The following is a 17,617-nucleotide window of genomic DNA, read 5'->3' on the forward strand; positions in this document are numbered from 1 at the left end:
GCCATGTCCACCACCACCTGGACCGCCTCCGTGGCCACCGCCACCGCCGAGACCACCGCCATGCCCGCCACCGCCGGGGCCGCCACCATGTCCGCCGCCGCCAAACCCACCGCCCGGCCCGCCTCGGCCACCACCACCACCGGGGTGGCCACCAAACCCACGAGGGCCGCCACCCCGATATGGACCGACGCCGTAGCCCGGTCCCCAACCGCCTCCCCAGCCGCCGCCTCCCCAGCCGCCGCCATAATATCCGCCACCGAAATCATCGTAACCGACCCCGACGCATCCAGAGAGCATCCCAACCAGCCCAAGGGCGGCGACCAGTTTGATCTTTCTACCAGTCAACACGCTCATTTTGCTTCTCCGTCCACAGAGGCCTGGGCTTCCATAACGCCGAACACAGCGCCCGCGGGATCGGCCAGAATGGCGATCATGCTGTTATTATGGTCGAGATGCGGTTCGCTGATCACGCTGCCGCCAAGCTCTACGGCCTTTTTCGCGCTCTCAGCCACGTTGTCGACATCGATGAAGCTGAGCCAGCGCGCAGGAGCGTCGGAGTTCAGACGTGGCGGCAACGGGTTAACGGTAGCGCGCGCCGAAGCTTGTGAGGAAAGTATGTAACGCAGAGGGCCTTGCGACTCATCTTGCGTCCGAACCTCGTATGAAAAAAGCTTCTGATAGAAGCCCGTGGCGTCTCTGGGCGCGCGAGTCAGCAACGCATTCCATATCCACTGCCCCTGAACGGCGGGGGCGTCAGAATCTTCCAGGTCGCCGCTGCTGGATTGCACGGCTGCGAACAACCCTCCCTGCGCGTCGGAGATAATCGCTTCGCGACCAATACCGGGAATGTCATGGGGGGAGAACATGATCGACCCGCCCCATGTTTTCGCGGTTCCCACCAACTGATCGACGCTTGCAGTCGAAATAAAGGGAAGCCACAAGGGAGCGTGTCGCCCATCCAAGGGACGCTCGACCAGTCCAGCAACGCTTTTACCGTTCACCGTCGCCTGCACGTAACGCCCGAATGAAACCGACGACTCCTTGAACGTCCACCCCAGAAGTTGCCCGTAAAAGTGCTCAGCCTGCGCAATGTCAGGCGTGGTCAACTGTGCATATACGAACTTTCCGGGCATCGCCTTGTTCGTCGCGGGGACCGCCAACGGCAGGAAACTGTCTGCAGCGTATGCGCCGCCAGACAGACACAACGTTACACCAACAGGCAGAGACAATACCAACCGTCGCCAGTTAAACGTCTGCGACGCATGGGATGGGTTTCGAAAAAAAACAGGCACTGCAAACGCTCCTACTTCGCAAACAACTGGACAACGCGCACAATACGCCTACACGCTAACTTGCTCATATCATAAGTTTCAAATAGAATCCCCTGTGTTATAAACGCGCCGCCTTTTGAACCACCAGCACACTTACCAAGGCATATATTACAAGAATTTTAGTATATTTCTACCAAGATCTCTATTTCTTCTACGCTCCTCGCTCCCTGCACTCTTCATAAATTCAGCTACACGTATCCCCACCTGAACTTCTATGTTCAATATATCCACAGCTAATTGCTTTTGTTCATCGCTCTCATTGTCTGGATTATATTCATTTTTCAAACCCACATAAGTGAATAATAAAATTTCATGATTTTCCCACAAAAAATTAGAAATTTTCTTCCCTTCATCTTCAGATATCGGGATGTAAGGAGTTGCCTCACGTAACTGCCGCATCTGAGTTCCTCCTTAAAGAGTGGCTCGCTACGCTCACTCTTATTTATTTGTTTTACTTTGTGATCATATAACTTATATTACGAAAAAAAGATGCCATTAATACACACGCGCTCAAAAATCCCCTCACCAATGCGGCGAGGGACCCTTAACAATCTCCGCCAGATCGGCCGGACGCACCCACTTCCTGAACGCCGCCTGCACATCCGCCGCCGTCGCATCGTAATACTTACGTGCTGCGATATCGGGCGTGTTCAATGGCAGACCGAGTTGCGTCAGATGCAGATACTCTCCGGCGATGGCGCCAAGACTTGCACGCGCCAGTGGCAGGCTGCGCAGAAGGGCGGATTTCGCCAGAACCAGTTCATCGTCCGTCACGGGCGCCGTCTGCATCGCCTTGATGTCACGCATCGCGGCCTCACGGGCTGGGCCGACCTTGTCCGGGTCCGCGCCATAAGACACGGAGTAGGCGCCGCGCGTGCGGCCCCATTCAAAACTGCTGCTCACCGAATAGACATATCCGGTTTTCACACGCAGGTCGCGATACAGGCGCGACGAGAACCCGCCGCCCAGAACCTCGTTCCCAAGCGTCAGGAAGAAATGATCGGGGTTCGCGGCGGTAAGCCCCAGACTCTCCGGCAGGATCACCGTATCCTGAACGTTGCTCTTGTCCGGCACGTTGGCGCGGGAGGTCTTGCTGTCGGGGCGCGTCGGCAGATCGACCTGCGGTTTCGGCCCTTCCGCCGTCCAGCCGCCGAACGTCTTTTCCACGACTTCGCGCGCCTGCTCCGGCGTCACGTCGCCTGTGACGACGATGGTCGTCAGGTCCGGACGCCACGCGGCTTGATAATACGCACGCACGTCATCAAGTTTTAGCGCCATAATCGTCTGCGGCGTGGCTTGCCGCAGGGTCGGATCATGCGGCGGCGAGATCGCGGCTTCCACGGCGCGATCGAACAGATATCCCGGCGACTGAAGCTGTCCTTCCTGCTCCTGCGCTGTCTGCTGGCGCACGATCTGGAAGTATTGTTCCGGGAACGCCGGGTGCAGTTCGTTTTCGGCGAGCAGCGCCATACCTTCCGCGAACTTCGAAGACGGCACGCGCAGAGAGAATCCCGCGCCTGCGCTTTCCCACGCAGGCACTTCGTCGAGCGCCTTGCGGAAGGCCAGACGGTCATGGCTTGTAGTGCCATAGCTGAACAACGTTTCAGTGATATCCGCGACGCCTTCCTTGCCCTTCGGCTCCTGAAGATCAGAGTTGCCGCGCACCATTCCGTTGACCTCAACCGTCTGGCTGACATGCGCCGGATGTACGATCAGGGTCAGACCATTTGGCAACGTGGACACGACCGGGGCGAGCGCGGGCGGCGGCACGTCAAGCTTCTTTAGCGCGGCTTCCGCCCAGTCCGGCAGCTTCACCGGCTTGTCGGGAGCAGAGGCGAAGGACTCCGCCCCGCCGAATCCGCCGCCTGCGACCGGCTTGCCGGAGTTTTCGGGCGTCAGGATCGCCGTCACAGCCCGCGCGGGGTCGAGAAGCTTCTGCGCCAGTGCGTTGACCGCCTCCGGCGTCACCGCGTTATAGGCGGCGATCATGTCGTCCGGTGCGGACAACCCCTTGAAGGCCAGCGCCTGCGACCAGCTTTCGGCCAGACCGCTGACAGAGTTGGCGGTAAAGCCAAGCTGCGCAATCTCCTTGCGCTTGGCGGCCTCGACCAGATCGGCGGGAACGCCGTTCTGACGGATATCCGCCAGAACGTCGCGCATGTAACCGAGCGCCTTGCTGGAATCTCCGCCTTTGGGGAATCCTGCGAGCGCCAGTCCGAAACCTGCCCGCTTTTTCGGAGCGAATTCAAAACTGGCGAACAGCGCCTTTCCGGTCGGGCCAAGCTGATAAAGCGCGCCACGCTGGCTCGCCAGCACGTCGGACAGAATATCGGCGGCGGCGAATTCTTTCGCCGTCAGACCAGGGATCGGAAACGCTATGGTGGCGAAGCCGATCGGGTAGTCCGTAGGAAACGACAGGGTGCGAGCGGGCGCTGGCGCGGGAGAAACCGGTTTGCGCTCCGGCAGCGTTTTGCGCGGAATGGCGCCGAAGATCGATTTGACCTTCTCCAGAGTCGCCTGCGGATCGACATCGCCCGCGATCACAAGAATCGCGTTGTTCGGCGCATACCATTTCTCGTAGAAATCACGAAGAAGCTTCGCGTCGGTCTTGTCGAAAGACGGCCGCGTTCCCAATGCATCATGCGCATAGGGCGTGTCCTGGAAAAGAATGGACTGAAGCTGCGAGATATAGCGGTAAGCCGGACTTGAAAGATCCCGCGAAACCTCTTGCTCGATCGCGCCGCGCTCCTTGTCCCAGTCCGCCTGCGAGAGAGTCAGACCGTTCATACGCAGCGCCTCGATGCGCAACGTGACGTCCAGATCCTCGGCGGGGGCCGTGTAGAAATACTGGGTCACGTCCTCGGTCGTGTCAGCGTTGTAGCTGCCGCCCAGACGCGCGCCCAGCGCCGCGAGCTGATCCTTGTCGAGTCCGTCCGAGCCGCGAAACATCATGTGCTCAAGGGCGTGCGCCGTGCCGGGAAAACCGTCCGGCGCTTCGGCAGAGCCGACCAGATAGTTCAGCTCCGTCGTGACGACGGGGGCCAGACGATCCGGCACGATGACGACGCGCAATCCGTTCGGCAACGTCGCCTGCAACGCCCGGTCCGCGCTGGTGGCGAGAGGCGCCGCCTGTGCTGCGCCCGCCATAAGAGGGCTGGTCGCCACGGCGCAGACGGCGCCCTGTCCAACAAGGGCTGCACCGGACAGCAGCGCTGCGCGCAACAAGGGACGAACCGCGTGCGAAAAGCGAAAGGTCATGACGTGAGCTAATCCCTCTACCTGTAGCGGCGGGGATCATGCAGCCTCACGGCCGCGCTGTCACCTTGGCGCGCGGGCGGTCGGGCAGTTGCGACGTGCGCCACGTCCCCCAAGATAGGTCAGCAACGGCAGAGAAAGGCGTAGCAGGCCCGGCGCAAGCATGCAGAGTTTTCCGAACAACCCGTCCAGAGCGGGCCTGAACCGCTCTCCGCCGGGGCGCCTCAGCGTTTCCATGACCGTCGCGGCGATTTGTTCCGGACGAGCTGGCGCGCTGACGTAATTCAGCACAGATCCCCCACCCGCCATTTCGTCCCGCAGCATGGTCGTATCGACAGCGCCCGGGAAGATCGACGACACGGCGATTTTTCTACGTCGCGCTTCCAAAGACAGGGAGAGCGCGAAGCTGCGCAAACCCGCCTTGGTCGCGGCGTACACGGCGCTTCCCGCAAGCGGCATGACCGCCGCCATCGAATTGATGAACACGACATGGCCGCCACACGGAATCGACGCCATCAACCGCGAGGTGAGCAATATAGGGGCCACAAGATTGACCGATATCTGCCGTTCAATGTCATCCTGCCGCAGTGCATCGACTGTGGCCGGCGTGATGACCCCCGCACAATGGATCAGGACGTGGACGCTCTTGCCCGCGGCGACAAGTTTCTCCGCAACAGACGTAATCTGCGCCGTGTCCGTAAGATCGCACGGCATATGCGAAACGCCATCACGGACAAACGCGGGAGGTGAACGGCGAGACACAACGACGACGTCATAGCCCTCATCCGTCAGACGCGAAGCGATTACGGCGCCGATTCCACCAGACCCGCCCGTAACAACGGCCAATGGCCTTTCGCTTGTTCCGTCCCCCCGGGCCGTGGCCATATCCATATCCCTGCTCGCGCCCTGCGGTCATCCGGCGCCGCAAACCCGCCCTACCCCGGAGTGTTTACGACCAAGAAGGTCATCGCGGTATCGTGCAACGCGATACAGCCCCATGAAATTTCGTCAACCTTCCGAAGCGGAGGAAGGAATGGAGGCGACGACCCCGTTTGCATGCAGTTCTTTCCACATCGCGAGACGCGCGTCATTCGAAACTGCGCCGACGTTTCTCGGCGACTGCGTCCGACCCGACGCGCTCAATGTCACGGTTTTGCCAGAGATGCTGGACACCGAAACGGTGGGGGCCGGTGTTTTCAGCAGATCGGGCACCCCTGCCAGAGCGGCCGACATGACGCCTATCGCCTTGACCAGATCCGTACCCAAAGGAAGGTCCACAGCCACCGAAAGGGAGCCCGTCGGGTGACCAAGCGTGGCGTTGCGCACGGCGGAAGTGATGAATTGTGAATTCGGCACGATCATCGTCGACCCGTCCGCAAGTCCGATATCCGTCGAACGCACGCTGATCCGCTTGATGTCGCCCACAGAGCCACCAATCTCCACCAGATCGCCAATCGTCACCGGACGTTCGGCCAGAAGTATGATGCCGGACACAAAGTTCTGCACGATCGATTGCAGACCGAAGCCGATGCCCACCGAAAGCGCGCTGACCACCCAAGTCATGCTCTTCACCGTGATGCCGATCGACGACAGCACTGACAATCCCACAAGAATCCAAGCCGTGTAGGTAAAGATGCTGACGATGGACGTCTGCGCACCAAGATCGAGGCGCGTTCTCGGGAAGAGCTTCGTCCGCAGCCACACCTGAAACGCCTTGATGACGTAGTGCCCGGCCACCGGCGCTACGAGACAGATCAGCACGGTGTCGAAAGAGAATGTGACGCCGCCGATGTTCGGCCCGATCACAAGCTTCCCTACGTTCACTGTGGTCTGCTGGAGGTCGAAGTTTCCGTCGGACTGCGCCACCGCGACTGCGACGAACGCAAGAAAGACGCTGATCAGGCCGGTCGCCAGCACACTGCCCAGATCAATGACCCGATGCGGGACGCCCAGCCGCGTCAGCCTCCACCCGAAGGATGAAGACGAAACAAACACCGTCTCGCCAAGATTCTGCGTCAGCATGAAAATCAGCCCAAGAACGGTGAGGGCCGCCGCCATTGAACACAACCAGGACACCGTCGTGTACGCGAGCGGGATATAACCGCAGGCAACGGCCAGAAAACAGAATACCGCCACAACAGTAGCCAACGTACGAACAAGCCGCCCGATGCTGGCGGTCCTCAACTCGATCAGCGTTCCGGGCGCCTCATCCGGGTCCTGACCGTCCTCACCGGGCAGGCTGCGGACAATCGCCCGAGGAATCATGACGAGCAGCGGAGCCGCAACGAAGACGAAGATGGCGTCCAGAACCTGCACGCCCAGAGAACCCAAGCCGCTGGCGAGATCGACATACCGCAAGACGCCCTTGAGCACGGGTAACGTCGCGAACCAGATCGCCAGCGGCACGAGAGCTCGCGCAGCCTCGTCATTCAGCGGCGCGATCCGCCATTCTGTCTGTCGTGGAGAGAGGATGGCGGCCGCGACCCCAAGCAACGCCGCCGCCATAGGCAATTGGGCGCCGACCATATCCGCGAAAGAACCGAGATCCGTGCCGTCGAGGTCGCCCCCCCCCGTCAGCCCGAGCCAGAAGACGCCGCACGCCGCCATGGCGCAGGCAAGTGACACGAGCATCAGCATCAACGCCGAGGCAAGACGTCTGTCCTTTCCGTCGCGCAACATCCGGGCCGCAGCGCGTCGTATTTGCCGCGCGAGCGCGAACGGAGCGCACAGCAGAGGTGCGGCAGCCACGATCCCCACGAGAAAAAAGGTCAGACGGCCTCTTTTGGTAGCGTCCACAAGGCTTTCGCCAATCTCGTTGGACAATTGCAGCGCCCGCCCGGTGTCGGCGGAAAACTCGCCCCGCAGCCGCCCCCAGAAGCCTGCACCGAGCGGAGACTGAAAACGCTGCGTCAACAACGCCTGCTGCGCCGCATCAGTGCGCTGACCCAAAGCGACTACAAGTTGATGCGCCTCAAGTGCATACAGCCGCGCGCGCATCAATCGACCGGAAAGGTCGCCCCGTCCTTTCAGAAGCCTGTCCCGTTGGGCGGTGATCGCCGGAGAGGCGTCGGTCTCTCCCTTGCCCGGCGCGGGACCGAGAAGCGCCAGAAAACTCTGATAGATCTTTTCGTAAGGCTCCAGCCGCGCGACCATGGCGTTCGCGCTGGTTTCGGCCTTGTCAGCGCGGCGGCCAAGATCCGCGACCTCCGCCGCCCCACGCATTGCGTGGGAGTCCACCCGCGTCCTGAAAATCTGCTCGATCGAGGCCTCAAGAGCGTTCAGATCAGCGTCGGAAACGACCGCAGATGGCGCTGCAATCAGCGAATCCGCGCCCGGCGTCAGACGGCCGGTCGCCGGGCCGGGCTCACTCGAAGCGGCCTCCGCCGCCGAGGCAGACGCACCCAGATTCTGCTGCGCCCGCGCCGTCGGAGGGCAAACAGCGAAAGCCACGGTCAGAAGCGCCGCCGAGACGAATCGCCTGCGCAAGAAGCATTTTTCTTTCAATAACATAGGCTTTCCTGAAAAACCTCCCTCGGTCGCCACAGACCGCCGGGCGGACGACCACCCGGTCTTTGGGAGCCGTCTCCTCCGGCAGAATTCTGTCGAGGCAACGCAGAGCCTCCATCCGACACGATCAGCCCAACATGGCTATTTCCGGCTCGATCCGGAGCGCAAGCCACTTCTAAACAGAAGCGGGTCATTTTCATGGCCTCCGACATCGGCCATCATAGCTGCATCCCTGCGCATCCCACGCGCATAACGCGACCGGATCGACTTCGGCGCACAATATACAGTCTGGCGTGACAGCCCGACCCAACCCCGTGGCCCATCCGCAAGGAGGCAGGGCCGCCTGCAGGACGACTTTATGGATCGATCTTCCCCAACCCGCGAGATGACGTTTCGCGGCCTTGTTATCGGCGCCCTGATCACCGTTGTTTTCACGGCGTCGAACACCTATCTGGGGCTTCGGATCGGGCTCACCTTTTCCTCGTCGATCCCGGCGGCCGTCATATCGATGGCTGTGCTCCGTGTGCTCGGCGGCGGAACGATCCTCGAAAACAATATGGTGCAGAGTCAGGCGTCGGCGGCTGTGGCCATAGCCACCGTCTTCGCCTCCTTCCCGGCTCTTATTCTGCTCGGTTTCTGGGCCCATTTTCCATATCTTGAAACATTCGGATTGACTGCCGCTGGCGGCATGACCGGGGTGCTCTTCACCATTCCCCTTCGTCGAGCGCTGGTGAACGAAAGCCCGCTTCCCTACCCGGAAGGCGTCGCCGCCGCCGAAATCCTGCGCGTCGGCTCCGCCGCCGATGGGGCGCGCGCCAACGCACGAAGCCTGTCCATGTTGATCAGCGGCGCCGTGGCGTCCGGCGTCTTCTCCTTCGCCAGCGGCGGGCTGAGGCTTATCTCCGACGGAGCAACGGCTGTTTTTAGCCTGGGATCGTCTGTCTTCAAGCTTTCCACCGGTTTTTCTCTGGCGCTGCTCGGCGCCGGGTATCTCGTCGGCATCGCCGGCGGCGTCGCCATGCTGGTCGGATATGTATTGTCGTGGCTGGTCGCAACGCCTCTCCTGACCGCATACACGCCCAATCTCGATCATCTCGCTCCAGCGGCGTTCGCTACCTCCGTGTGGGTCCACAAGGTGCGCTTCATCGGCGCCGGAGCAATCGCACTGGCGTCAGTCTGCACGCTTGCGGAACTCGCCGGGCCGGTCCTGAGGGGCGTGCGAGACGCTCTGGCGTCAAAGGTCGGCGCGCATCCGGACGAACGCGACCTGTCCCCCCGCGCCATCGCCATTATCGGCGCCGGGATCACCGTTGTTCTCGCCGCGTCGCTGACTGCGTTTCTTGCGCCATCGACGCATTCCGTCGTGTTGCCGGTCATCGTCGGCACCGGATTCATGATCATCTTCGGCTTTCTGACCGCCGCGACCTGCGGTTACATGGCCGGACTGGTAGGGTCGTCGTCTTCTCCTATCTCCGGCATCGTGATCATCGCCACCGTGTTGATCTCCTCCATATTTCTTCTTCTTGAGGCCATGGGCCTGACACCCGCGGTTTTTTCGGAGAACCACCACCACGTCGCTATCGCATTCGCCATCGCCGTGCTTTCGGCGATCGTGGCGTCGGCTGCGATCTCCAACGACAACCTTCAGGATCTCAAGACCGGGCAACTGGTCGGCGCATCTCCGTGGAAGCAGGAAGCAGCACTACTCATCGGATGCGTGATCGGGGCGCTGGTCATCCCGCCCATCCTCAACCTTCTCTATCAGGCCTACGGTTTCGCTGGTGCGATGCCGCGTCCCGGCATGGATCCGTCCCGCGCTCTGGCGGCGCCGCAACCGGCGATAATCGCGATGATCTCGTCCGGCATTTTCGAGCGTAATCTGGACTGGAGCATGATCCTGACGGGGCTTGTCGTCGGCGCCGTGCTGGTGATTATCGACCGCCTTCTACGTCGAAAAAAACTGTCCCTGCCCCCGCTTGCCGTCGGCATCGGGCTCTACCTGCCACCTTCGGTCTCCACGACACTCGCTGTCGGAGCCTTTCTGGGATGGTTGCTGAAACGACGTGGCGCGAGCGCGGACAAGGAAGCTGGAGCCGGGACGATGCTCGCCTCCGGCCTGATCGTCGGTGAAAGCCTGGTAGGCGTGGCTATGGCCGCTGTCTCCGGCGCCACGGGTCGAGACGACGTGCTGGCGATCGTCGGGCCGGGCTTCGCCCAATGGGGCACGATTATCGGCGTCGTCGCGTTCGTAGGCGTCTGCATCTGGTTTGTTCGCCGGGTACACCGGGAAGATTCCATTTCGCAGGAAGCCGCCTGAACGCCCGCGTTGGGGATGACGTCCGCCGGGTAAACGGCGCACAAAAAGCTCTGATCTGAATAACCAATCAGTCTTGATCGACCTTTGACATTCCCAATCGCTGATACAGTTGGACAGCTCCCGAAAGGTTGCTGTCCTCAACCTTCAGAGCGGACTCTGCGGCGCCTCGATCATGAAAAACGTTGCCAACGTGAAGAAAGAGCGCTCGCCAAGACCTCTTCGGCGCCACTCGCCCACCACCACCGGGTTTTTTAAAAACGAAGATGTCCAGCAATGGGCGACCCCGATAATTTCTCCTCGCGCATCCGCAGCTAGAAAGAAAACGGCCGGGTCATACTCGGGATCATTGCGTAAAGCAGTCCACCAGCAATCAAAGTCTCCGACACTGCCTCCACCGTTTTTGTAGGCTTCCACCAAAAGAGCATGTACGGACCTACTGTGCTTCTCCGCCTCGAACGGTTGTAACCGTGTTCCATGAGGCCAGACCGGGACGGGCAACTGCCCAAGGAGACTTTTCTTGAGGTGGGTATAAGGCAGGTCATTCATCACTGCACGATAGTAAGGCGCTGTTCCCTATTTCAAAACTGAAACGGTCCTCTCTTAAGCGAACCTCAGTATCTGTTTTCCCCGATTACGGTCATCGGTTCACAAAAACCCCGCCCTTCCAGATTCTTTGCGCCGCGGCGGCGTCAATCGGACAGTGGAATCGTCGATGACTGACGCGGAGCCATATACAGGCTTTGATACATAGTCAGAGCCGGTATGACCGAATTCGCGAGCGGCGGCGTGTAGGTGTAGGTCACTTCACCCAGAATGACGGCGCTTGTCGTCGTCGACGTTCCGCTTGGCAAAGTCACCGAAGATCCGGTCGCACGCGGCGTCGCGTTCAGCCCCTTGCTCCATACGATCGTCGCATCGCCGGATGCGCTGACGTTGACCTCAGACACAACCAGTTGCGCCGTCGCCACCGGATAGGGCTGCAACACAAGTTCTGACGCCTGTAGAACCAGATTGGCGTCACTGTCGCTCATCGACGTGTATTGAGTCGCAAGATTCGCGATCGTATGTGCGACGGTCGTAACCTTGCGAGAGACGGTCAGCGCGTCCTCAAGCTCGTAAGCCCCTACCATAAGAAGAATGAGCACGGGCGCAGCCAGCGCAAACTCGATCGCTGCAACACCTTCGCGCGCAGAGCCAAACGCAACGAGAAGTTGACGCCACGTCACGACGACGGCTCCACCTTGATCACTACAGTGGAGACGAGAAGCTTTGTTCCGTTGGGCATATTCGCAGGTGAAAACCCGTCCATGCCGCTGATCACCGGCAGCATATACATGAGCTGAAGCACGACGATTCCGCCTGGCGCGCCGGGATCATAGGCCCAGGAGTTCGACACCTGCCCAGATGTGCTGAACGTAATGCTTGGCGCTGCGGCGTCGATATCAGAGTAGTTTGCGACGGCCTGCACATTCACCAGAAGATTGCCGCAGGTCATGTAGGAAGGCAGCATCCCGCAAGCGAGACTTTTGAAAGCCGAGCCCTGCCCGGAGGCTGGCGCCTGCCCGGTCAGGATAAGCCGCGAAGCCCCCTCCGCCACGGCGTCGAGGGACGCCTGCGCAAGATAGATGAAGCTGACGACGACCGTGGCTACAATCAAGGTCAGAAACGGCAGGGCGACCATAGCGAACTCTACCGCCGCGGCCCCGCTGCGATCAGCCAGAAACGCCGGAGGCCTGACGGCCTCGAACCCAGGTCGCCTTGGAACCTGCAGCGTCAGCGCGCCAACTAACGACCGGAAATATCTGACGGTGTTGATCACAGGCTCCAACTATGGCGGCGCCGAGGGGGAATCGTCATGGCGAAACGGACGCCTGACCTCGGCTCATGCGTCGTAGCGTTCAACGCCTGTCAACCAACGGACGGCGTCTGGTTTCAAGACCCTGACAGCCCTGTATTAACGCTGTGTTATCGCCCTCCGCGTCTTGCATCACGCCGCCGCGATAACCTTATGTTGGGCGCACGCCATACCCGGGCGTCCAATATCGCCCGCTTTTCCGGCTGTCCCCCGCCCGCCCATGCGCCGCGACGCCAGCACCTCTTCGGAGATCGTCATGTCCGAATCCTTGTCCGTTCCGATTGAGGGCATGACCTGCGCCGCTTGCGCAACCAGAGTCGAAAAAGTGCTCAACCGGCTTCCCGGCGTGACTGCCCGCGTCAACTTCGCCTCAGCTCGCGCGTCCGTGGATCTCGCGGCGCAACACGCTCCTGTCACAGATATCGTTGGCGCCATCGAAAAGGCCGGGTTCACGGCGCCGAAGGAACACGCGTCGCTCGCCATAGAAGGCATGACGTGCGCCGCCTGCGCGACCCGCGTCACGAAAGTGCTGGACCGGATTCCCGGCGTCACCGCCTCCGTCAATTTTGCGGCCAACAAGGCCGAGGTCGACTTCACCCCCGGCCTCGCCACACCCGATGCCCTGATTGCCGCCATCGGGCAGGCGGGGTTCAGCGCGACCCTCGCGGGCGCCGATGATTCCGCAAGAGAAGAGCGGCGGATGCGCGCACGGCGCAAGCTCTGGACCGAACTGGCGGTCGGCGTTGCGACGACGCTGCCGCTGCTGGTCGGCATGATCCCTGCGCTCGGCGTGATGCCTTCCAGATGGCTTTCCCTGCTTCTTGCCACAATCGCGCAAGGCGTGCTCGGCCTTAAATTCTACCGCGGCGCATGGGCCGCTTTGCGTGGCGGCGGGGCGAACATGGACGTTTTGGTCGCTCTCGGCACGACCATCGCATGGTTCGCCAGCGCGGTTGTCACTGTGTTCGGGCTGGACGCGCCGGTGTGGTTCGAATCTGGAGCCACCGTGCTCACGCTGGTGACGGCCGGTCGATTGATGGAGGCGAGCGCGCGGGATCACGCCGCGTCCGGCGTCGCTCGCCTCGCACGTCTCCAGCCCGCGACCGCACATGTCGAAACCGGGAGCGGCGTGCAGGATCGTCCTGCGGCGTCGTTAACCGTGGGCGACGTATTCGTCGTTCGTCCCGGCGAAGCGTTTCCGACCGACGGAGATATTATCTCCGGTGAATCCGGCGTCGATGAATCGATGCTGACCGGCGAAAGCATCCCCGTCATGCGCGGCCCCGGAGAGCCGGTTCGCGGCGGATCCGTGAACGGCGACGGCGTGCTTAGGGTCAGAGCCACAGCCGTTGGAGCGAACACGGCGCTGGCCCGCATCACCCGCATGGTCGATCAGGCCGAGGGTTCGAAAGCGCCGATCGAGAGACTGGTCGATCGCGTGGCAGCCATCTTCGTGCCGGTCATCCTTCTCATTGCGACGCTTACGCTCGGCGGCGGCTGGGCCGTCACGGGGTCGTTCCAGACCGCTCTGGTCAACGCTGTCGCCGTGCTTGTGATCGCCTGCCCCTGCGCGCTGGGCCTCGCCACACCGACTGCGATCATGGTCGGCGCAGGGCGCGGCGCCGCCGCCGGCCTGCTGTTCCGTTCGGCCGAAGCGCTTGAGCGAGCCGGGCGAATCTTCGTTCTGCTGCTGGACAAGACCGGCACGCTGACCGAAGGCCATCCCGTCGTGACCGGCCTGTACCCCGCGCCGGGCATCGATGAAGCCGCCCTGCTTGCTCTCGCCGCCGGGCTGGAGGCCGATTCAGCCCACCCTCTGGCCAAGGCCGTCCGGGAAGCCGCCGAGGGGCGCAGTGTAACGCCCGCCGCCATTTCGTCCGGCAAGGCTGTCGCCGGACATGGCGTCAGTGGTCAAATCGACGGCGTGACGGCGCGCCTTGGATCGGCGCGTTTTCTTGACGTGAAGCCAGACGACGCAGCGGCGCAGGCCGAGTCCTCTGGCGAGACGCTAATCGGCGTCGATCGGGATGGGCGTTTACTGGGTTGGATCGCGGTCGCCGACGCAATACGCCCCGAGGCCGCAAGCGCCATTGCACTGCTACGCCATCTTGGCGTCAGACCCGTGATGGTGACGGGTGACTCGCCGACTGCCGCGCGGCGCGTCGCCGAGAGCGTCGGACTTGCCGACATAGCCGCCGGAGTTCTTCCGGAAGGCAAGGTTGCCGAGGTGCGAAAAGCACACGCCGAGATCGAACGCGCAGGCAGTAACGGCCTTGTCGGCATGGTCGGCGACGGCATCAACGACGCCCCCGCCCTCGCTTCCGCCGACATCGGCGTCGCGATGGGCGCCGGGACCGACGTCGCGCTGGAGACGGCTGCAATCGTGCTGATGCGGTCGCGTCTTACGGCCATCGCCGATGCAATCACTCTCTCGCGCGCCACCTCGCGCAAAATCCGGCAGAATCTGTTTTTCGCCTGCATCTACAACGGGCTGGGCGTGCCTCTGGCCGCATTCGGCGTGCTGCACCCGATCGTATCGGGCGCGGCGATGGCCCTCAGTTCCGTTTCGGTTGTGGGCAACGCATTGTTGCTTAACCGGTGGCGTCCAGCGCGGATCACAGACGCGCGCTGAAGCCGACCCGGACTGGACATCCCGCCCATCGGGCGCGAAGTTCGGACCGAACCGCTCCGGAGGCGCATCTGCGCCGTCCGGCTCTTTGCCACGCGCCCGGCACGATCCCCCGCTGGCAGCGCTTGAGGAGAACCATTCATGAAAACAGATACACTTCTCGTTCAGGGGATGACGTGCGACGGGTGCGTGTCCTCGGTGAAGCGCGCACTTTCCGCGATCGAAGGCGTGACCGAGGCTGCTCCCTCCCTTGAGCAGGGACAGGTCACGGTCGTTTACGATCCTTCGCTCACCTCTCCCGATGCATTTCGCGCCGCCATCGAAGGCGCAGGATTCGAAGTCAACTAGGACGCCGTTCGCCATGCGGGGCGCACGCAGCCGCCCTGCCACCCGACCGGTTCAGAGACGCCGCCGGGCGTGGCACAAGTGAACATCCAGCAAGCGTCTTTGAGGAGCCCGCGGACCATGCCCCATTCGAAACAATCCGCGCGCCGCGGGACCACACGCCTGCTGCCCCTCGCGGCGCTGGCGCTGTTCTCCACAGGTTGCTCCAAGGAGATGGGCCGCCGCATCAACGATACCGACGTGTCGTGCCTGCGGGCGCAGATGAGCGGGGAATCCCGTGTTTCATTCCCGATCGCGGCAAACACCTGTCAGCGTATGAGCAACGGAAACCTGATTTTCGGAGCGAAGAACGCCAAGCCGATTCCGCTTAACCTGAAGGACGCGCCAGACCTGCAAGCGCAGGCCGCCGAATACGGGTACACCTACACGCGTTAGGCGCCTCTCCCGCGACAGAGGTCGATATTCGTAAGCGAATGAACCGAAACACAGATCGCGCGGCGATTCCACCACCGAACAAACCCGTTGCTCCTATGGGGAAAGACGCGTTGCTGCGTCTGGCTATGGCGGGGTCAAGGCGATAAAAACCTTCCGCGAACACGATCCTCCACAGCGTGCAAAAGGCCGACGTGACGTACGCCAGTTCATGCCTGGAAAAGGATTATCCGCCGTCGTTTACCTACCCACCGACGGCCCGTCGCTCTTTTCCGAGGACCGTCAACTTTCCAGTTCGACATCCCAATAAAGATAATCCCGCCAGCTCTGGTGCAGGTAATTCGGCGGGAACGCCCGACCATTGTCCTGCAACTCCCACGTGCTCGGCTGGGACGGACGCCTGCGCGGAAACATCCGGATTTCGGCGGGCATGTGCGAACCCTTGAGAAGATTGCAGGTACCGCAAGCCGTAACCACGTTCTCCCACGTCGTTCGGCCGCCACGGCATCTGGGAATGACATGATCAAACGTCAGCTCGTGGGTCGGGAATCTCTCGTGACAGTACTGACACGAAAAATTGTCGCGCAGAAACACGTTGAAGCGCGTAAAGGCCGGGCGTCGCGCCGTCGGCACATATTCCTTCAGGGCGATTACGCTCGGGAGCCGAAAGCTTCGGCTTGGAGAGCGAACTTCCATGTCATACTCGCTGAGAACAGCGACGCGATCCAGACAGACCGCCTTGATCGTATCCTGCCAGGACCACAAGGACAGAGGAAAGTAGGACAACGGCCTGAAATCTGCGTTCAGGACGAGAGACGGAAAGTGCATACTGCCATCGGGCAAGGCGCGCGTCCTTTTCTCGGAGACGGCTCATGCAACGCCAGGGCGGGACTCGGAACTGAACGCCTAGGGTGATGCGTCGTCGAGGTCTTCGCAAGAACTATAGGCGCAAGTTTTCGCAATCGGCAAGAAAGCCGGGCATTTCCGGGTTATGACGATTTCATGGCAAGCGTTTTTCCCTTCCTCACCGCACCGACAGGCGGCTGGACCACCCGCTTCGCGCCAAGCCCCACCGGATTACTGCATCTGGGGCACGTCGCGGCCGCGCTGTTCGCTCATGAATACGCCGAACCGGACGGCCGCTTCCTGTTGCGGATCGAGGACATCGACACTCAACGTTGCCAGGAACGGTTTATCGCCGCGACCTTGGAAGACCTTGGCTGGCTCGGGTTGCGCTGGCGGGACGCGCCGATGCGCCAATCACAGCGCATGGACCAGTATCGTGCGACATTGGACACCCTGCAGGAACGAGATCTGCTCTATCCCTGCTTTTGCACCCGCACCGACATCGCGCGGGAGGCCCAAAGCTCCGCTTCCGCGCCCCATACTGCGCCAGACGGGGGACTGCTCTACGCCGGAACATGCCGGAACCTGTCCGCAACCGAACGCGCCGCGCGGATTGGCGCGGGCCAACTCTACGCCCTGCGTCTGGACATGCGTCGCTCCTGCGCCCTCGCCTACGGCGCGGCACGCCGCCGCCTCACCTTTCGCGATCTGAAGCGCGGCGTCTGCGCATGCGAGCCGGAAGCTTTTGGCGACGTCATTCTGGCCCGCAGGGACACGCCCGCGTCTTACCATCTCTGCGTCACGCACGACGATGCGGCGCAGGGCGTGACGCTGGTGACGCGCGGGGAGGACCTGCGTTCCGCCACGGACGTACACCGCCTCCTGCAAACATTGATGGGATGGCCTGAGCCGCTTTACGCGTTCCACCCGCTGCTATGCGATCAGGATGGAAAGCGGCTCGCGAAGCGTGACGGCGCTCTTTCGATCCGAGCCATGCGGGAAAGCGGCATGACGCCGGAGGAGCTCATAAAGATGGCGAGGCTCGCCAAGCCTTAGGCTCAGGACTCATTCTTTGAGATAGAAGATGAAGGATGCGGCGA

At 61.7% G+C, this 17,617-nt stretch carries 16 protein-coding genes; 5 read left to right on the top strand and 11 right to left on the bottom strand.

From position 1 onward, the window contains the following. From HK28_RS13925 to HK28_RS02845, 6 genes are all read right to left on the bottom strand, one after another. Positions 1-354: hypothetical protein (locus HK28_RS13925; protein WP_086643119.1), on the bottom strand; the 354-nt coding region annotated here is incomplete at its 3' end. Further along, positions 351-1,292, bottom strand: coding sequence for a VOC family protein (locus HK28_RS02825; RefSeq protein WP_233140307.1), 942 nt, complete (start codon positions 1,290-1,292; stop codon positions 351-353). The genes HK28_RS02825 and HK28_RS13925, both read right to left, overlap by 4 nt. A 147-nt stretch (positions 1,293-1,439) precedes the next feature. Beyond that, positions 1,440-1,730 (bottom strand): hypothetical protein, encoded by a 291-nt coding sequence (locus HK28_RS02830; RefSeq protein ID WP_086643109.1) that lies wholly within the window; start codon positions 1,728-1,730, stop codon positions 1,440-1,442. A gap of 123 nt (positions 1,731-1,853) precedes the next feature. Beyond that, a complete protein-coding gene (locus HK28_RS02835; RefSeq protein ID WP_233140309.1) occupies positions 1,854-4,478 on the bottom strand; it encodes a pitrilysin family protein in 2,625 nt (874 codons plus the stop codon). Positions 4,479-4,649: 171 nt separating this feature from the next. Beyond that, positions 4,650-5,471: an SDR family oxidoreductase gene (locus tag HK28_RS02840; RefSeq protein WP_086643121.1), complete on the bottom strand. Its 822-nt coding sequence runs from the start codon at positions 5,469-5,471 to the stop codon at positions 4,650-4,652. A gap of 123 nt (positions 5,472-5,594) precedes the next feature. Continuing rightward, the gene (locus tag HK28_RS02845; protein WP_233140308.1) at positions 5,595-8,072 is read right to left on the bottom strand and encodes a mechanosensitive ion channel domain-containing protein; all 2,478 of its coding nucleotides are present in this window, start codon (positions 8,070-8,072) and stop codon (positions 5,595-5,597) included. Positions 8,073-8,451: 379 nt separating this feature from the next. Between HK28_RS02845 and HK28_RS02850 the strand changes: the two genes are divergently transcribed. Beyond that, on the top strand, positions 8,452-10,410 hold the full coding sequence (locus HK28_RS02850; RefSeq protein WP_086643112.1) for an OPT family oligopeptide transporter: 1,959 nt from the start codon (positions 8,452-8,454) through the stop codon (positions 10,408-10,410). A 144-nt stretch (positions 10,411-10,554) separates the two neighbouring features. On the opposite strand, the gene HK28_RS02855 is transcribed toward HK28_RS02850, so the two are convergent. From HK28_RS02855 to HK28_RS14400, 4 genes are all read right to left on the bottom strand, one after another. After that, entirely contained in the window at positions 10,555-10,956 is a 402-nt protein-coding gene (locus HK28_RS02855) for a hypothetical protein (RefSeq protein ID WP_086643113.1), read from the bottom strand. Between the two features lie 143 nt (positions 10,957-11,099). Further along, complete coding sequence (locus tag HK28_RS02860) at positions 11,100-11,636, bottom strand: TadE/TadG family type IV pilus assembly protein (RefSeq protein WP_086643114.1); 537 nt, start codon at positions 11,634-11,636, stop codon at positions 11,100-11,102. Continuing rightward, positions 11,633-12,229, bottom strand: a complete 597-nt coding sequence (locus HK28_RS02865) for a TadE/TadG family type IV pilus assembly protein (protein WP_143217297.1) — start codon at positions 12,227-12,229, stop codon at positions 11,633-11,635. The genes HK28_RS02860 and HK28_RS02865 overlap by 4 nt, the downstream gene beginning before the upstream one ends. Positions 12,230-12,397: 168 nt before the next feature. Continuing rightward, positions 12,398-12,523, bottom strand: a complete 126-nt coding sequence (locus HK28_RS14400) for a hypothetical protein (protein WP_255376449.1) — start codon at positions 12,521-12,523, stop codon at positions 12,398-12,400. On the opposite strand from HK28_RS14400, the gene HK28_RS02870 reads away from it, so the two are divergent. The 3 genes from HK28_RS02870 to HK28_RS02880 all read left to right on the top strand — a co-directional run bounded on the left by HK28_RS02870 (position 12,522) and on the right by HK28_RS02880 (position 15,674). Beyond that, positions 12,522-14,897: a heavy metal translocating P-type ATPase gene (locus HK28_RS02870; protein WP_086643116.1), complete on the top strand. Its 2,376-nt coding sequence runs from the start codon at positions 12,522-12,524 to the stop codon at positions 14,895-14,897. The genes HK28_RS14400 and HK28_RS02870 overlap by 2 nt on opposite strands. A 138-nt stretch (positions 14,898-15,035) precedes the next feature. Then, positions 15,036-15,242 (top strand): heavy-metal-associated domain-containing protein, encoded by a 207-nt coding sequence (locus tag HK28_RS02875; protein ID WP_086643117.1) that lies wholly within the window; start codon positions 15,036-15,038, stop codon positions 15,240-15,242. A 117-nt stretch (positions 15,243-15,359) separates the two neighbouring features. Continuing rightward, the gene (locus HK28_RS02880; RefSeq protein WP_369823579.1) at positions 15,360-15,674 is read left to right on the top strand and encodes a hypothetical protein; all 315 of its coding nucleotides are present in this window, start codon (positions 15,360-15,362) and stop codon (positions 15,672-15,674) included. 279 nt (positions 15,675-15,953) lie between these two features. Here the strand turns inward: HK28_RS02880 and HK28_RS02885 are convergent, their stop codons facing one another. Beyond that, positions 15,954-16,514, bottom strand: a complete 561-nt coding sequence (locus HK28_RS02885) for an HNH endonuclease (protein ID WP_026396630.1) — start codon at positions 16,512-16,514, stop codon at positions 15,954-15,956. A 159-nt stretch (positions 16,515-16,673) separates the two neighbouring features. On the opposite strand from HK28_RS02885, the gene gluQRS reads away from it, so the two are divergent. Beyond that, on the top strand, positions 16,674-17,573 hold the full coding sequence (gene gluQRS, locus HK28_RS02890) for a tRNA glutamyl-Q(34) synthetase GluQRS (protein WP_086643118.1): 900 nt from the start codon (positions 16,674-16,676) through the stop codon (positions 17,571-17,573). Positions 17,574-17,617: the final 44 nt, after the last annotated feature.

Origin of the sequence: Acetobacter sp. DsW_063 (assembly GCF_002153745.1) — a bacterium.
Lineage (GTDB): Bacteria > Pseudomonadota > Alphaproteobacteria > Acetobacterales > Acetobacteraceae > Acetobacter.

What these genes read in the sequence shown, in the direction of transcription:
- HK28_RS02870 (WP_086643116.1), top strand. Translation starts at nt 12,522, where the DNA reads ATGTCCGAATCCTTGTCCGTTCCGATTGAGGGCATGACCTGCGCCGCT.
- HK28_RS02840 (WP_086643121.1), bottom strand. Translation starts at nt 5,471, where the DNA reads ATGGCCACGGCCCGGGGGGACGGAACAAGCGAAAGGCCATTGGCCGTT.
- HK28_RS02850 (WP_086643112.1), top strand. Translation starts at nt 8,452, where the DNA reads ATGGATCGATCTTCCCCAACCCGCGAGATGACGTTTCGCGGCCTTGTT.
- HK28_RS02880 (WP_369823579.1), top strand. Translation starts at nt 15,360, where the DNA reads ATGCCCCATTCGAAACAATCCGCGCGCCGCGGGACCACACGCCTGCTG.
- HK28_RS14400 (WP_255376449.1), bottom strand. Translation starts at nt 12,523, where the DNA reads ATGACGATCTCCGAAGAGGTGCTGGCGTCGCGGCGCATGGGCGGGCGG.
- HK28_RS02875 (WP_086643117.1), top strand. Translation starts at nt 15,036, where the DNA reads ATGAAAACAGATACACTTCTCGTTCAGGGGATGACGTGCGACGGGTGC.
- gluQRS (WP_086643118.1), top strand. Translation starts at nt 16,674, where the DNA reads ATGGCAAGCGTTTTTCCCTTCCTCACCGCACCGACAGGCGGCTGGACC.
- HK28_RS02855 (WP_086643113.1), bottom strand. Translation starts at nt 10,956, where the DNA reads ATGAATGACCTGCCTTATACCCACCTCAAGAAAAGTCTCCTTGGGCAG.
- HK28_RS02830 (WP_086643109.1), bottom strand. Translation starts at nt 1,730, where the DNA reads ATGCGGCAGTTACGTGAGGCAACTCCTTACATCCCGATATCTGAAGAT.
- HK28_RS02835 (WP_233140309.1), bottom strand. Translation starts at nt 4,478, where the DNA reads ATGGCGGGCGCAGCACAGGCGGCGCCTCTCGCCACCAGCGCGGACCGG.